Origin of the sequence: Microbacterium sp. Nx66, from assembly GCF_904066215.1 — a bacterium.
Classification (GTDB): Bacteria; Actinomycetota; Actinomycetes; order Actinomycetales; family Microbacteriaceae; genus Microbacterium; species Microbacterium meiriae.
This window is the reverse complement of record NZ_LR880474.1, coordinates 1,947,213-1,962,039: the sequence shown is the minus strand read 5'-3', so window position 1 is coordinate 1,962,039 and position 14,827 is coordinate 1,947,213. Positions and strand designations below refer to the sequence as shown.

Sequence of the window (14,827 nt, the reverse complement as noted above, 5' to 3'; positions counted from 1 at the left end):
CGACAATCTGTATGATCGGAGGGTGGCTCGTGACGTCGCCTCGGTGGCCCGATATCTCCGCGCGGAGCTGCTGCCCGGCGCCGTTCCCGGTGCGCGGCCCGTCAACGCGGTCGTACCCCTCGACGACTTCGGTCCACCGGTGGATCCGCTCCATGCGACGCTCGTCGTGGCCGAAGAGACCGCGCTCTTCGGCGTCGCCGGCGACCGGCGCGCCGCGCTGGGGGAGGCCGTGGCGGTCACGAGCGACGACAGCCCCCGTCTTCGCGAAGCGGTGCGGGACGCGGGGATCACGGCCATCGTCGGGGTGCCGATGCCGCCGTCGCTGCTGGTCCCGACGCTGACCTCGCTCCTCGCGGTCGATCAGGCGGCGGAGGCTCGCGCCATCACCTCGGCGATGCGGGTGCTCACACTGGCGGCGCGACGCAGCGGCATCACCGGCGTCATCGCCGAGCTCGCGCACCGCATCGACGGGTGGGCGGTGCTGCTGGACCGGCATGGTGAGGTCATCACGACGGCGGGTGCCGGAAGCCTGCACATCGACGACGCGATCGCGGTCGCCGTCGGCAGGCCGGTGCGGGTGCGGCATCGCGCCCTCCAGGTGCACCCGGTCGGTCCCGGTCAGGACATCAGCGCGCAGCTCGTGACCGCTCCGCGTAACGGCAGCTCCGGCCGCGCTCGGGAACTGAGCTCGCAGGCCGCGGCGCTGCTCGATCTGCTCATGCGCACGAGGGACAGCAGTCAGCTGGAGCGCCTCGGCCGCTCGATGATGTTCGAGACCGTGCGCGAGGGAGGGGAGGAGGCCACTCGTCTGCTCCGCCGCTGGGGCGTGCACGAGCGCGTGCTGGTGGGGTTCGCCCTCGCCTCCCGTACCAGCGGTGTCGACGTCGAGCATCTGCTCGGCCTCTGGCTCGACGAGCTGGGCGCGGAGCACGTCTTCACGTCGCAGCGGGGAATCGTCCAGGGCGTCGTGCGCGAGGACCATGCCGACCAGATCGCGCATCGCGCCAGGGCGTTCGCCTCGACCCTCTATCTCGGTCTCGGCCGATCGGCGGGCACCGATGCTCTCGCGCGCAGCATCGACGAGGCGCGGCACGCCTGCGAAGCCGCGCGCACCGGGGGCGAACGCGTGGTCCGCTACGAGGCCATCCCGACGGTGTCGTTCGTGCTCGGGGCGCTGGACAGCGATCAGACCGGCCGCCTCGCCCGACTGCTCGATCCGCTGCGCGCCGCCGAGAGGCCGGCCGAGCTGCTGGACACCCTCCGGGTGTTCCTCGCGACGAACGGAGCCTGGAGCGAGAGTGCGGCGCGACTCCGCATCCACCGGCAGACGCTGACGACCCGCATCAGACGGATCGAGGATCTGATCGGACTCTCCCTGAGCGATCCGGATGACCGCGTCGCGGCGTGGCTCGCGCTGCGCGCCTCCGACGACTGACCCACGACCCGGACGACGAAGGGCCCCGCCTGATGGCGGAGCCCTTCGTGGAGATGCCGTCGGATCAGCGTGCGGCGCCCTTGAGCGATCCCTCGACCTGGCCGGCCGGGTCGATGATGATGCACTGGATCACGCGGTCGTTGGCCTGCTCCCACGAGTCCTTGCTGGGGGTGAGCGTGGTCACGTCCAGGGCGGACTCCTGGTAGGAGACGCCGACGAAGGAGGTGTACGCGTCGCCGATGCAGCCCTCGGAGGCGGCGCTGATGGCGTCCTCCGAGTAGTCGCCGTCGTCCATCTTGATCTCGTAGAAGACCTCTTCGTCGTGGGGCTCGGAGCACGGCACGACGTTCGCGTCGGTGAGCATTCCGGAGCCGGTCTCGAGCATGCAGTCGCCGAGCTTCACCGAGAAGACGTCGATGTTCGCGCTCTCGGTGACCTGGCCGGTCTCCTCGTCGCGGTCGGCGTCGGCGCGACCGCCGCCGAGGATGCTGTTGATCGCGCTGCAACCGGTGAGGGCGAGCGAGACGGCGACGGCCGAACCGGTGAGCACGAGTGCGCGACGGGTGCGCGACTTCATCATGGATTTCCCCTTCAGAGCGTGACGCGGGGCATGCTGAATATCCCCGCCGCGAACACGCTATAGTGCCCGGAGTCTATGACGCAACTTGAAGGATGCTGTGCGTGGGCTGAATGCGATCAGCCCTCGAGGTCGTCGACGCCGGGGAGCCAGCTGGCACCCGGTCGCCCCCAGCCGCGCTTGCGGGCGATCTTCTGCGTGGTCTTCCAGTCGGAGTCCGAGAGGCGGTCGATGTAGAGCACGCCGTCGAGGTGGTCGAACTCGTGCTGCATGATGCGGGCGCGCCAGCCGTCCACCTCGAGCGTGACGGGGCCACCGTCCAGGTCCGTCGCCGTCACGCGCACGCGGTCGGACCGGCGCAACGGGAACCGCTCGCCGGGGAACGACAGGCAGCCCTCGGACTCGAGCTCGGGGTCGGGAGCGCCCGGTTCCGTCGGCGTCATCCACAGTTCCGGATTGATGAGCACACCGCGCCACGGCTGGTCGTCGTCGTCGACGTAGGAGTACGTGTAGATCCGCAGCGGCACCCCGACCTGCGGAGCGGCGAGGCCGACGCCGGGCGCGGCGTCCATGGTCTCGAACATGTCCGCGACGAGGGTGCGGATCTCGTCGGTGATGGCCTCGACGGGGGAGGCGGGGGAGTGCAGGACGGGATCGCCCATGATGCGAATCGGAAGGACAGCCACGTCACAACCCTAGTCGGCGGCACTCTCCGGGTAGGGTCGTACTGTGAGCGCAGGGGTGTGGATGGGGACGGTCGAGGACGTCGGCGACCAGCTGGTCGGAGCGTTCCAGAACCCCGGCCTGCTCCTGGGCATCCCGCTGGCCCTCGCCGGCGCGGTGTTCATGTCGCTCGGCGCGCAGTACCAGCACCGGGGCGTGGAGAAGGTCGAGCGGCTCAGCGGCTCCGACGGTGCCGCCGGCCTCAGCTTCGATCAGCTCAAGCGCCTGTTCACCCGCCCGTCCTGGGTGGTCGGCACGCTCATGCTGGGCCTCGCGATCGTCTGCCAGCTCGCCGCCCTCGTCAAGGCGCCCCTCATCGTGGTGCAGCCGCTCGGCGCCATCGCGCTGGTCATCACGACGCTGCTCAATGCCCGCATCTCAGGCCACGCCCCCACGCGGCAGTCCCTCACCGCGATCATCGCCTGTGTCGGCGGCATCTTCCTGTTCGTGTTCTTCGCCGCGATCTACGCCACGGAGAAGGAGGTCACGGACCGAGAGCTGTTCGTCATCCTCGCGATCCTGCTCGTCGTGATCATCGTGCTCGGGGCGTGCTGGCTCATCCTCCGGCACCGGATGCGGGCGCTGTTCTACATCATCGGCGCCGGCATCCTCTACGGTTTCGTCGCCACGCTCGCGAAGGTCATCATCAAGCGGATCGAGGCGGGCCAGTTCGAGTGGATCACCGCGGTCTGCCTGCTCGCGCTGCTCTCGGCGGGCGCGGTGGGTGCGTACTTCGTGCAGACCGCCTACAGCTCCGGTCCCCCTGACCTCGTCATCGCGGGCCTGACGGTCGTCGACCCCATGGTGGCCGTGCTCATCGGCATGCTCGTGCTCGGCGAGGCCGCGGCGGCGCCGTGGTGGGTCTTCATCATCTTCGGAGTCGCCGGCGGCATCGCCGTCTGGGGTGTCGTCGGGCTCGCCCGGTTCCATCCGCAGGTCCTCAGCGAGAGCCAGGACCTCGGCATCACCAGGGGGAGTGATCCCGTGGCCCCGCCTGCGGCGCCGTCATCGGGCGCGCCGGAGCAGCCGGACCCGCGCGAGACGCGCGACCCCGACGCTCAGTAGGCCTGGTCGATGAGGTCGGGCGAGACTTCGGATGCCGCCGCCTCGTCGACGAAGAACACCGTCCGCTTGCGCCCCTTCGCCCCGGCTGCCGGAACGCTCGTGTAACTGGCGCCGGCGAGAGCGAGGCCCAGCGCGGAGGCCTTGTCGGCACCGGTCAGGACCAGCCACACGCGCTTGGAGGCATTCAGCACAGGGCGGGTGAGGGTCACCCGCTCGGGCGGAGGCTTGGGGGAGTCCCGCACCGGGAGCGCAGCGGCGTCGGTCACGGTGACCTCCTCGCGGTCCGGGAAGAGCGAGGCGATGTGACCGTCGGGACCGACTCCGAGGAAGCACACCGCGAACGACGGCCACGGGTGCTCCTCGGTGCCGAAACGGGCGAGCTCGGCGGCATACGCGGCGGCGGCTTGATCGAGGTCGAGTCCGCTGTCGGAGCCGGCGACCTCGTGCACGTTCTCCGCCGGGACGTCGATGTGGTCGAGCAGCGCCTCTCGGGACTGGAGCGCGTTCCGGTCCGCGTCGTCCCGAGGGACGTACCGCTCGTCGCCCCACCAGAAGTGGACGAGGGACCAGTCGATCTCGGCGGCTCGCGGATTTTCCCGTACAGCGCGCAGCACGGCGCCGCCCATCGACCCGCCCGTCAGGGCGATGTGAGCCAGCCGGCCGTTCCGCGTGCGCGCGCGGACGCGGGTGAGGAAGCGATCGGCGACCCGGAGGGCGAGGGTGGTCGGGGTGGATTCGACCACGACCCGCTTCTCTGCGGACGATCCCGGCATCGAGGTCACTCTCCTGTCTCGGGCGGACCGAGTTTCTCCCAGCCCTCCGTGATCACTCGACCGTACAGGACGTCGGGGTCGAGCCGGCGCAGCTCCTCGGCAAGGCACTCGCGCAGCGTGCGCCGCGGCAGGTGGAGGTCGTGATCGGGCTGGTCGGGCTGGGTGAGCACGGCCACACCCGGCGACGGCCGCTCGAGCAGGATGTCGCCGGACTCGCGCGTGAGGCGCACCGACTTGATACCCTCCTGCCAGTGCTCCGGGTCCTCGTACGACCACCGGACCGGGACGTCGAGTGCCATCTGCAGCCAGGCGGCGAGCAGCGCCGTGGACGGCGAGGCGCTCGCCCCGCGGACCTCGACGGCGGTGATGGTCTCGTACGGCGGCTGGTCCAGCACCGCGGCCAGCTGCTCACGCCAGTGCGTCAGGCGCGTCCAGGCCAGGTCGGTGTCGCCCGGGGCATGCGTGCGCCCGAGGAGCGCGAGCCGGTCGCGGACGTCGGGGGACGTCGCGGCGTCGGTGATCCGGCGCTGGGCGATCCGGCCGAGAGGCGACGTCGCCGGAGCGGTGGGAGCCTCATCCGGCCACCATGCCACCACCGGCGCGTCGGGGAGGAGCAGACCGGTGAGGAGGCTCTCCTCGTTGCTCGCGGCGTCGCCGTGCGCATGCAGCACGACGACCTCGCTCGCACCGGCGTCGCCGCCCACACGGATCTGCGCGTCCAGTCGGGACTCGCCGTCGCCGGTGGTCAGCACGATCACGCGCATCGGGTGCTCGCGCGACGCATCGTTCGCGGCATCGATGGCGGCCTCAGCGACCCCCTTGCGGGCCGAGATGACGAGGGTGAGGACGCGGCCGAGGGCGACGGCGCCGCCCTCCTCGCGCACCTTGACGAGCTGCTTCGCGACCTGGCTGACGGTCGTGTCGGGAAGGTCGATGATCACGGGCGTCTCCAGACTCGTCCGTCGCGGGCCAGCAGGTCGTCGGCCGAGGCCGGTCCCCACGAGCCGGGCGCGTACTGCTCTACCGGGCCGCCCTGGGCGGCCCAGTACTTCTCCACCGGGTCGAGGATCTTCCAGGAGAGCTCGACCTCCTCGTGCCGCGGGAAGAGCGGCGGGTCGCCCAGGAGGACGTCGAGGATCAGACGCTCGTACGCCTCCGGGCTCGCCTCCGTGAACGCGTGGCCGTAGCCGAAGTCCATCGTCACGTCGCGGACGTTCGTCCCGTTGCCCGGCACCTTCGAGCCGAAGCGGATCGTGACGCCTTCGTCGGGCTGCACGCGGATCACGAGCGCATTCTGACCGAGCTCCGAGGCGTTGCCGCGGCCGAACAGGTGCTGCGGTGCGCGGTTGAACACCACCGCGATCTCGGTCACGCGTCGGCCCAGGCGCTTGCCCGTCCGCAGATAGAACGGCACGCCGGCCCAGCGCCGGGTGTCGATCTCCAGCTTGATCGCCGCGTAGGTCTCGGTCGTCGACTCGGGGTCCATCCCGTCCTCGTCGAGGAAGCCGGTGACCTTCTCACCGCCCTGCCAGCCGCCGGCGTACTGCCCGCGCGCGGTGGCGAGGGACAGATCCTCCGGCACGTGCACCGCCGCGAGGACCTTCTCCTTCTCTGCTCGCAGATGCTCGGCGGAGAGGCTGATGGGCTCCTCCATCGCCGTGAGCGCGAGGAGCTGGAGCAGGTGGTTCTGGATGACGTCGCGTGCGGCGCCGATCCCGTCGTAGTACCCCGCGCGACCGCCGACGCCGATGTCCTCGGCCATCGTGATCTGCACGTGGTCGACGTAGTTGCGGTTCCAGATCGGCTCGTACAGCTCGTTGGCGAAGCGCAGCGCGAGGATGTTCTGCACCGTCTCCTTGCCGAGGTAGTGGTCGATGCGGAAGATCGAGTCCGCAGGGAACGCGACCTCGAGGGCGGCGTTGAGAGCGCGGGCCGATTCGAGGTCGTGCCCGAACGGCTTCTCGATGACGACGCGCCGCCAGCGCTCGTCGTCGTCCGCGTCCTCGCCCACGAGGCCCGAGTCCTTGAGCTGCTTCGCGACGAGCGGGAAGTCCTTCGGCGGGATCGAGAGGTAGTAGGCATGGTTGCCCATGGTCCCGCGCTCCACGTCGAGCTTCTCGACGGTCTCCCGCAGCTTGCGGAAGGAGTCAGGGTTGTCGAACTCGCCGGAGACGAACCGGATGCCCTGGAGCAGCTGCGTCCAGGTCTCCTCGCGGAACGGCGTGCGGGCATGCTGCTTCACCGCGTCGTAGACGACCTGGGCGAAGTCCTGGTCCTCCCAGTCGCGGCGGGCGAAGCCCACGAGCGCGAAGCCGGGCGGCAGCAGCCCTCGGTTCGCGAGATCGTAGACCGCCGGCATGAGCTTCTTGCGGGACAGATCACCGGTCACGCCGAAGATCACGAGGGCGCTGGGCCCTGCGATCCTGTTGAGACGACGATCGTCGGGGTCGCGCAGCGGGTTGTGCCCGCGCGAGATGGGTACAGACATCGGTGGGGGCTCTCCTGCGATTACTTCTGTGCGGCTTCGAAGAGGGCGAGCACGTCGTCCGAGGACTCGGTGATCGTCAGCGAGACGACGGGCCGTCCGTGCTCCGCGAGCACACCCGCGTCGCCGGCCGCCTGCGCCTGGATGAGCTGCCCGAACGTGAACGGGCGGTCGGGGATCTCGAGATCCACGTCCGTGCGCTCCAGGATCTGCAGGAACACGCCCTGGGCGGGGCCGCCCTTGTGGTACTGGCCCGTGGAGTGCAGGAAGCGCGGTCCCCAGCCGAACGTGGTCGGGCGCCCCGAGTCGGCGGCGACGAGTTCGCGCAGACCCTGGAGCTGCGGCACCTCGAGGCGGTTGACGTACGCCTGGATGGACACGTAGCCGTCGGCGGGGAGCTGCGCCCAGAGAGCGTCCAGCACGCCTTCGACGGTTCCCGACGCGGCGAGGGCGGGGTCGGAGACCCGGACCTCGACACCGTTCTCGACGAACGCGGGAGCCGTCGGCTCCGGGCGCGCGTCGAGCAGACCTCGGGCGGCGACCTTGGCGGACTCGACGTCGGGCTGGTCGAACGGGTTGATCCCGAGGAGGTGCCCGGCGATCGCCGTGGCGTACTCCCAGACGATGAACTGCGCGCCGAGCGTGCCGCTGACGAGGATCTCGCCCTCGTGCCGTTCGTGCAGGTGGAACTCGTTGGCGTCGTCGACGAGACGCACGATCTGGAGGTCGGCGGGGACCGGGTCCAGCTCCGGCGAGACCGGGAGCAGGACGACCGGGAGGATGCCCGTGCCCTCCTTGCCCGTGGACTCGGCGATCAGCTGCTCGATCCAGTCCGGCAGCCCCTTGATGTGCGTGCCGTCGGTGATCAGACCCAGCTTGTCGCGGCGGGGGCTCGTGGCGGCGATCGCGGCTCCGAGACGGAGTGCGGGGTTGTCGGCGGAGTCCACGGCCACCTCGAGCAGCGAGGCCTCGGCCTCGTCCAGGAGCTCGTCGATGTCGACGCCGGCGAGTCCCGAGGGGACGAGACCGAAGGCGGTCAGCGCCGAGTAGCGGCCCCCCACGTTCGGGTCGGCGTTGAAGACCCGGTAGCCGGCCTCGCGTGCCGAGGTGTCGAGCGGGGAGCCGGGGTCCGTGACCACGACGATCCGCTCGGTGGGATCGATGCCGAGGTCGCGGAAGGCGGCCTCGAAGGTCCGGCGCTGCGAGTCGGTCTCGACCGTGGAGCCCGACTTCGACGACACGACGAGGACCGTCTCGGCGAGACCCTCGTCGAGGGCGGCGAGCACCTGACCCGGGGCGGTGGAGTCGAGGATGGTGAGCGGGACGCCGGAGGTCTGCGCGATGACCTCGGGGGCGAGCGAGGAGCCGCCCATCCCGGCGAGGACCACGCGGGTGACGCCCTTCGACGCGAGCTCCTCGCGCAGCGCGACGATCTCGGCGACGAGCGGGCGGGAGACCGAGACGGCCTCGACCCAGCCGAGGCGGACCGACGCCTCGGCCTCGGCGGCCGGGCCCCAGAGCGTGGCGTCGCCACCGGTGATGCGGGAGGCGACGAGGTCGTGGACCAGGGCCGGCACGGTCTCCTCGATGGCGACGCGCGCCGCGCCCGATGCGTGGATGGCGAAGGTCATCGCTGTGCCTCCAGAGCCTCGGTGACCTGCGCGAGCAGATCGTGCCAGGAGTCGATGAACTTCGCGACCCCCTCCTCCTCGAGCACCTCGGTGACGGCGTCGAAGTCGACGCCCACCTCGGCGAGCCCGGCGAAGACCTCGCGGGCCTCCTCGTAGCCGCCGGTGATGGTATCTCCCGTGACGACGGCGTGGTCGAACGTCGCCTCGAGGGTCTTCTCCGGCATCGTGTTGACGACGCCGTCTGCGACCAGTTCGGTCACGTACAGCGTGTCGGGGAGGTTCGGGTCCTTGACGCCGGTCGAGGCCCACAGTGGACGCTGGAGGTTCGCACCGAGCGCGAGGAGGTCCTGTGCGCGCTTCTCGGCGAACTTCTGCTCGAACAGCTCGTAGGCGAGGCGCGCGTTCGCGAGACCGGCCTTGCTCTTGAGCGCCTCCGCCTCGGGGGAGCCGATCGCCGACAGACGCTTGTCCGTCTCGGTGTCGACGCGCGAGACGAAGAACGAGGCGACCGAATGGATGCTGGACAGGTCGAAGTCACCGCTGTGCGCGCGCTCCAGTCCCGTCAGGTAGGCGTCGATGACCTCGGCGTAGCGCTCCAGGCTGAAGATGAGCGTGACATTGACGCTGATGCCGTTCGCGATCGCCTCGGTGATCGCGGGGAGCCCCGCCTTCGTGGCCGGGATCTTGACCAGGAGGTTGGGGCGGTCGACGGTCTTCCACAGCTCCTTGGCCTGCGCCACGGTGCCGTCGGTGTCGTGGGCGAGGTCGGGGGAGACCTCGATCGAGACGCGACCGTCGACGTGGCCGGACTCCTCCCACACCGGGCGGAAGACGTCGAGCGCGGCACGGACGTCCTGGGTCGTCGCGGCGAACACGGCGTCCTCGGCGGAGGCTCCGGACGCGGCGAGCTCGGTGACCTGCGCGTCGTAGGACGTGTCGTTCTTGTCCGTGATCGCGTTCGCGAAGATGGTCGGGTTCGTGGTGACGCCCACGACGTTGCGCGACGCGATCAGCTCGGCGAGGTTGCCGGAGGAGATGCGGGTGCGCGAGAGGTCGTCGAGCCAGATGCTGACGCCGGCGGCGGCGAGCTGGGCGGTGGGGGTGCTCATGCGTTCTCCTTGATGGTCTCGCGGGCGGCCGCGACGACGGCCTCGGTGGTGATGCCGAACTTCTCGAAGAGGGTCTTGTAGTCGGCGGAGGCGCCGAAGTGGTCGATGCCGACCGAGCGACCGCGGTCGCCGACGATGCCGCGCCAGGTGAGCACGGAACCGGCCTCGACCGACACGCGTGCGGTGACGGACGACGGCAGCACGCTCTCGCGGTAGGCGTCATCCTGCTCCGCGAACCACTCCAGCGACGGGGCGGAGACGACGCGGACGTTCACGCCTTCGCCGGCCAGCACCTCGCGGGCGTTCACCGCGAGCTGCACCTCGGAGCCGGTGGCCACGATGATGACGTCCGGCGTGCCGCCGGGCGCCTCGGCGAGCACATAGGCGCCCTTGACGGCCTGGGCGGCGGAGGCGAACGTGTCGCCAGAGGCCTCGCCCTCGCCGCGCGGGAACACCGGGATGTTCTGGCGGGTCAGCGCGATGCCGGCCGGTCCCTCGTGGCGCCGGAGGATCTCGAGCCACACGGCGGCGGTCTCGTTGGCGTCCGCCGGACGGACGACGGCCAGGTTCGGGATGGCGCGCAGCGTCGCGAGCTGCTCGATCGGCTGGTGCGTCGGACCGTCCTCGCCGAGGGCGACCGAGTCGTGCGTCCAGACGAAGATGCTCGGCACGTTCATCAGCGCGGCCAGGCGCACGGACGGGCGCATGTAGTCGCTGAAGATGAGGAAGGTGCCGCCGAAGGCGCGCGTCGGGCCGTGCAGCACGATGCCGTTGACGATCGCCCCCATCGCGTGCTCACGGATGCCGAAGTGCAGCACCCGGCCGTAGGGGGTGCCCGACCACTCGTGCGTCGACCACTCGGCGGGGATGAACGACGGCGCGTCCTTGATCGTGGTGAGGTTCGACTCGGCGAGGTCGGCGGAGCCGCCCCAGAGCTCGGGGAGCTGCGCGGCCAGCGCGTTGATGACCTGGCCGGACGCGGCGCGGGTGGAGACGTCCTTGCCGGCCTCGAAGACCGGGAGGGCCTCCGCGATGTCGGCGGGGAGCTCGTGCGCCTCGACGCGGTCCAGCAGGGCCTTGCGCTCGGGGTTGGCGGCGGCCCAGGCGTCGAACGACTCCTGCCAGGCGGCGCGGGCCTCGGCGGCGCGCTCCGCGAGGCCGCGGGTGCGCTCCAGCACGTCGTCCGCGACGACGAAGGTCTGCTCCGGGTCGAACCCGAGGACCTTCTTGGTGGCGGCGAGCTCGTCGGCGCCGAGCGCCGAGCCGTGGATCTTGCCGCTGTTCTGCTTGCCGGGTGCCGGCCAGCCGATGATGGTCTTGAGGATGATGAGCGACGGCTTGTCGGTCTCGCCCTTGGCGGCCTCGATCGCGGCGTGGAGCTCGGCGACGTCCTCGACGTATTCGCCGGTCTTCTTCCAGTCCACGGTCTGCACGTGCCAGCCGTAGGCCTCGTAGCGGGCGGCCACGTCCTCGGTGAAGGCGACGTTGGTGTCGTCCTCGATCGAGATCTGGTTGGAGTCGTAGATCGCGATGAGGTTGCCGAGCTGCTGGTGACCGGCGAGCGAGGAGGCCTCGCTGGTGACGCCCTCCTGCAGGTCGCCGTCGCCTGCGATCACGTAGACGAAGTGGTCGAACGGGCTCGCGCCCGCCGCGGCCTCCGGGTCGAAGAGGCCGCGCTCGTAGCGGGCGGCGTAGGCGAAGCCCACCGCGGAGGCGAGGCCCTGGCCCAGCGGACCCGTGGTGATCTCGACGCCCTTGGTGTGGCCGTACTCGGGATGGCCGGGCGTCTTCGAACCCCACGTGCGGAGCGCCTTGAGGTCGTCGAGCTCGAGGCCGAACCCACCGAGGTAGAGCTGCACATACTGCGTCAGCGACGAGTGGCCGACCGAGAGGATGAAGCGGTCGCGGCCGAGCCAGTCGGTGTCGGTCGGGTCATGCCGCAGCACACGCTGGTACAGCAGATAGGCGGCGGGGGCCAGACTCATCGCCGTGCCGGGATGACCGTTGCCGACCTTTTCGACCGCATCGGCCGCCAGGATCCGGGCGGTGTCCACCGCGCGTCGATCGATCTCGTCCCACTGCAATTCCGACACGTTCATGCCCTTTCCGACAGTTTCGAGGGCGCCGGTATTCCCTGGCGCATCCGCAACTTCCCTGGCGCATCCCGCATCGTCCGGGGACGGGCGGGTTTGTGCGCAGCACCGGGCGCGCGAGTGCTCTCAGCATAGCGGTGACGGTCCCGGCGGCCGGGGGCCGGAAGGCGCGGAAGGCGTCACGGCGTGTCATACACTGGAGAGGTTGTCCGGTAACGCGCGCGGAGGAGGCGATCGAGATCTCGACGATGTCTGATCAGACCGTACGGAAGTCGTCCATCGGTCGCACGGTGAGCGCCTACGTCACTCTGACGAAGCCCCGAGTCCTCGAACTCCTCCTCGTCTCGACCGTTCCGGTCATGTTCCTCGCGCAGGGTGGGCTGCCCGATCTCTGGCTGGTCCTCGCGACCGTCATCGGCGGGTCCATGAGCGCCGGTTCCGCCGGCGCGTTCAACATGTACCTCGATCGCGACATCGACGCGCACATGCACCGTACGGAGAACCGCCCGCTCGTGACCGGCGAGGTCAGCCCGCGCGGTGCCCTGATCTTCTCGTGGACGCTCGCGATCGTGTCGACCGTGTGGCTCTGGTTCACCACGAACTGGCTCACGGCGGTCCTGTCGGCCTCCGCGATCTTCTTCTACGTCGTGATCTACACGATGATCCTCAAGCGCCGTACCGAGCAGAACATCATCTGGGGCGGCATCGCGGGCTGCTTCCCGGTCCTTATCGGCTGGTCCGCCGTCACCGGATCGCTCGACTGGCCCGCCTTCATCCTGTTCCTGCTCGTCTTCCTCTGGACGCCGCCGCACTACTGGCCGCTGTCGATGAAGTACAAGGACGACTACGACGACGTCGACGTGCCCATGCTCGGCGTCACCCGTAACGCGTCGCAGGTCGGCCTGCAGGTCATCCTGTACGCGTGGGCCACGGTCGCCTGCTCGCTGCTGCTCGTGCCGATCGCCGGCATGGGCCTCGTCTACACCGTCTCCGCCCTGGTGTTCGGCGGCTGGTTCATCTACGAATCGCACCGCCTGTACAACCAGGCGGTGCGGGGGACCGAGGCGCGGCCGATGCGGGTCTTCCACGCCTCGATCACTTACCTGACGCTGCTGTTCGTCGCCGTGGCGATCGACCCGCTGCTGCCCTTCTGACCCTCGTCGGCCTGGGGCTCCGCGGACGCCGGCTCGACCTGCGGCTCTGCGAACTCTGCGGCGGCGGTCGGGAGAGCGGGCTCCTCGCGCGGGTCTGAGACCGTCTCGGCCGTCTCGTCCTGGATGATCGACGCCTCCTGCTCGACGATCGGCGCGGCGGTGACGGGGGTGGCGACCAGCGTGCGCGCGGCGACGAGGCCGAGCGACAGGAGCAGGCCCACCAGGCCCGCGCCGAGGACGACGGCGCCGACGACGACGAGCGACTGACCGACGTACACCTCGACACCGGTGGCGGTGCCGTCCATCAGGGTCGTGGTCATCGTGCCGACCTGTCCGGCGATCATCCAGCCGCCGACTCCGACCGCGGCGAGGGAGACGACGATGAGGAGCCAGAACCCGGCGCTGCGGGTGAGTGTCTTGTTCATGTCGACCACGATGGTCGATGCGGTGATGAGCGCCCGGTGCGCGCGCTATGGATCGTCTGTGCGGCAGGTCAGTCGGCAGGGGCGGGTACGACGGACGCGGTGCGCTTGAGGTGCAGCACGACGACGGTGTAAGTCGCGGCGGAGAGCGATGCCAGGACCATGTGGATGCCCACGAGCACGGGCGGAAGCCCTTCTCGCGCCTGCCAGACGCCGACGGCGACCTGCACGAGGATCGCGATGACGAGCACGAGCAGCCACCGGCGGGGCTCGAGACGAAGGACCCAGGCCGCCACCGTCAGGAAGAGCACGAGCGCGGCGAGGATGTAACCCGGCCAGGAGTGGACGTGGGCGAGGACCGTGGCGTCGAAGCCGCGGCGCAGCACGTCGGCGTCGCCGGAGTGCGGGCCCGATCCGGTCGTCAGCACGCCGAACAGGATGGTCACGGCCAGGGCGAGGCCGGTGATGTGCGTCACGATCGCGAACCAGGTGGGGACGGCCCGTTCGCGCGGTCCTTCCGGAGTCGCCAGCCGCACGAGGAACGCGGCGGTGATGCAGACGAGCAGGAGCGACGACGTGTAGTGGAACCCGACGATGAAGGGGTTCAGGCCCGTGAGCACGGTGATGCCGCCGACCAAGGCCTGCGCGACGACGCCGATCAGCACGAGCCAGGCGAGGAGGACGAGGTCCCGCCGGGCGGGCGTCGTGCGGACCGAGTGGACCGCGGCCGCGATCACCGCGATCAGGAGCACGGCGGAGGCGACGGGGAACGCCGGGAAGTCGGTGAGCGAGACCAGGGCGAAGGCGACCGCCGCCCCGACGAGACCGCCGACAGCGAACCACAGGGCGTTGATGAGCGCCCGGCGGCCGCTGATGGTGTGCAGGACGAGCAGGACGACGGCGATCGCGATGATCCCGACGACGCCGGTCATCAGCCGGTTGCCGAACTCGATCATCCCGTGGATGCCCTGCACCTCGACGATCGGGACGAGCGACTCGGGTGTGCACAGCGGCCACTCGGTGCAGCCGAGGCCGGAGCCCGTCAGACGCACCGCACCGCCGGTGCCGATGATGATCGTCTCGCTGAGGAACGACAGCCAGGCGAAGACGGTGAGCGCGCGACCCCATACGGCGGAGCGGGGGGAGGGGGTCGCCCGCGTCGTCGAAGCGGTGGGGATGGTCGTCTCGGGCATAAGTCCTCCGGCCCGTCGAAGACGTGGCGCACGGCCCGTCCGTCAGGCGGAACCTGTAGAATCGGATTGTTGCGATGAGCGCTGACAGCGCTGAAGCATCGTCAACAGTTTAGGCGCGATGGAAGCGCCCGTGATGAGGGCCCACCAACGGCACCCGCTCCCGCAGA

13 protein-coding genes are annotated in these 14,827 nt (G+C 70.2%); 3 read left to right on the top strand and 10 right to left on the bottom strand.

What is annotated here, in order from left to right:
• Positions 1-22: 22 nt before the first annotated feature.
• Positions 23-1,435, top strand: a complete 1,413-nt coding sequence (locus MICNX66_RS09320) for a PucR family transcriptional regulator (protein WP_187661642.1) — start codon at positions 23-25, stop codon at positions 1,433-1,435.
• 64 nt (positions 1,436-1,499) lie between these two features.
• Here MICNX66_RS09320 and MICNX66_RS09315 read toward each other — a convergent pair whose 3' ends face one another.
• Together MICNX66_RS09315 and def are read right to left on the bottom strand one after the other, a co-directional pair.
• Positions 1,500-2,015: a hypothetical protein gene (locus MICNX66_RS09315; protein ID WP_071329492.1), complete on the bottom strand. Its 516-nt coding sequence runs from the start codon at positions 2,013-2,015 to the stop codon at positions 1,500-1,502.
• 116 nt (positions 2,016-2,131) lie between these two features.
• Positions 2,132-2,698 (bottom strand): peptide deformylase, encoded by a 567-nt coding sequence (gene def / locus MICNX66_RS09310; protein ID WP_187661641.1) that lies wholly within the window; start codon positions 2,696-2,698, stop codon positions 2,132-2,134.
• 61 nt (positions 2,699-2,759) lie between these two features.
• Between def and MICNX66_RS09305 the strand changes: the two genes are divergently transcribed.
• Positions 2,760-3,800 carry a DMT family transporter gene (locus tag MICNX66_RS09305; RefSeq protein ID WP_187664169.1) on the top strand — a complete coding sequence of 347 codons (1,041 nt, stop codon included), beginning with the start codon at positions 2,760-2,762 and terminating at the stop codon, positions 3,798-3,800.
• Here the strand turns inward: MICNX66_RS09305 and pgl are convergent.
• Genes pgl through tkt form a run of 6 tightly spaced genes read right to left on the bottom strand, consistent with a single transcriptional unit; the run spans position 3,794 to position 11,891 of the window.
• Positions 3,794-4,573, bottom strand: a complete 780-nt coding sequence (pgl, locus tag MICNX66_RS09300) for a 6-phosphogluconolactonase (protein WP_187661640.1) — start codon at positions 4,571-4,573, stop codon at positions 3,794-3,796. The two genes, MICNX66_RS09305 and pgl, sit on opposite strands and share 7 nt — an antisense overlap.
• Before the next feature lie 5 nt (positions 4,574-4,578).
• Positions 4,579-5,514 (bottom strand): glucose-6-phosphate dehydrogenase assembly protein OpcA, encoded by a 936-nt coding sequence (locus tag MICNX66_RS09295; protein ID WP_187661639.1) that lies wholly within the window; start codon positions 5,512-5,514, stop codon positions 4,579-4,581.
• Positions 5,511-7,061: a glucose-6-phosphate dehydrogenase gene (zwf, locus tag MICNX66_RS09290; RefSeq protein ID WP_187661638.1), complete on the bottom strand. Its 1,551-nt coding sequence runs from the start codon at positions 7,059-7,061 to the stop codon at positions 5,511-5,513. Before zwf ends, MICNX66_RS09295 begins: the two co-directional genes overlap by 4 nt.
• A 20-nt stretch (positions 7,062-7,081) precedes the next feature.
• Positions 7,082-8,689, bottom strand: a complete 1,608-nt coding sequence (locus MICNX66_RS09285; protein ID WP_187661637.1) for a glucose-6-phosphate isomerase — start codon at positions 8,687-8,689, stop codon at positions 7,082-7,084.
• Positions 8,686-9,798: a transaldolase gene (gene tal, locus MICNX66_RS09280; protein ID WP_187661636.1), complete on the bottom strand. Its 1,113-nt coding sequence runs from the start codon at positions 9,796-9,798 to the stop codon at positions 8,686-8,688. Before tal ends, MICNX66_RS09285 begins: the two co-directional genes overlap by 4 nt.
• The gene (tkt, locus tag MICNX66_RS09275; protein WP_187661635.1) at positions 9,795-11,891 is read right to left on the bottom strand and encodes a transketolase; all 2,097 of its coding nucleotides are present in this window, start codon (positions 11,889-11,891) and stop codon (positions 9,795-9,797) included. The genes tal and tkt overlap by 4 nt, the downstream gene beginning before the upstream one ends.
• A 248-nt stretch (positions 11,892-12,139) precedes the next feature.
• Between tkt and MICNX66_RS09270 the strand changes: the two genes are divergently transcribed.
• Positions 12,140-13,045, top strand: a complete 906-nt coding sequence (locus MICNX66_RS09270; RefSeq protein ID WP_187661634.1) for a heme o synthase — start codon at positions 12,140-12,142, stop codon at positions 13,043-13,045.
• Here MICNX66_RS09270 and MICNX66_RS09265 read toward each other — a convergent pair.
• Positions 12,991-13,470, bottom strand: a complete 480-nt coding sequence (locus tag MICNX66_RS09265; RefSeq protein WP_187661633.1) for a hypothetical protein — start codon at positions 13,468-13,470, stop codon at positions 12,991-12,993. The genes MICNX66_RS09270 and MICNX66_RS09265 overlap by 55 nt on opposite strands.
• 68 nt (positions 13,471-13,538) lie before the next feature.
• A complete protein-coding gene (locus MICNX66_RS09260; protein ID WP_187661632.1) occupies positions 13,539-14,660 on the bottom strand; it encodes a COX15/CtaA family protein in 1,122 nt (373 codons plus the stop codon).
• Positions 14,661-14,827 lie beyond the last annotated feature (167 nt).

What these genes read in the sequence shown, in the direction of transcription:
- MICNX66_RS09315 (WP_071329492.1), bottom strand. Translation starts at nt 2,015, where the DNA reads ATGATGAAGTCGCGCACCCGTCGCGCACTCGTGCTCACCGGTTCGGCC.
- MICNX66_RS09305 (WP_187664169.1), top strand. Translation starts at nt 2,760, where the DNA reads ATGGGGACGGTCGAGGACGTCGGCGACCAGCTGGTCGGAGCGTTCCAG.
- pgl (WP_187661640.1), bottom strand. Translation starts at nt 4,573, where the DNA reads ATGCCGGGATCGTCCGCAGAGAAGCGGGTCGTGGTCGAATCCACCCCG.
- zwf (WP_187661638.1), bottom strand. Translation starts at nt 7,061, where the DNA reads ATGTCTGTACCCATCTCGCGCGGGCACAACCCGCTGCGCGACCCCGAC.
- MICNX66_RS09285 (WP_187661637.1), bottom strand. Translation starts at nt 8,689, where the DNA reads ATGACCTTCGCCATCCACGCATCGGGCGCGGCGCGCGTCGCCATCGAG.
- tal (WP_187661636.1), bottom strand. Translation starts at nt 9,798, where the DNA reads ATGAGCACCCCCACCGCCCAGCTCGCCGCCGCCGGCGTCAGCATCTGG.
- MICNX66_RS09270 (WP_187661634.1), top strand. Translation starts at nt 12,140, where the DNA reads ATGTCTGATCAGACCGTACGGAAGTCGTCCATCGGTCGCACGGTGAGC.
- MICNX66_RS09265 (WP_187661633.1), bottom strand. Translation starts at nt 13,470, where the DNA reads ATGAACAAGACACTCACCCGCAGCGCCGGGTTCTGGCTCCTCATCGTC.
- MICNX66_RS09260 (WP_187661632.1), bottom strand. Translation starts at nt 14,660, where the DNA reads ATGCCCGAGACGACCATCCCCACCGCTTCGACGACGCGGGCGACCCCC.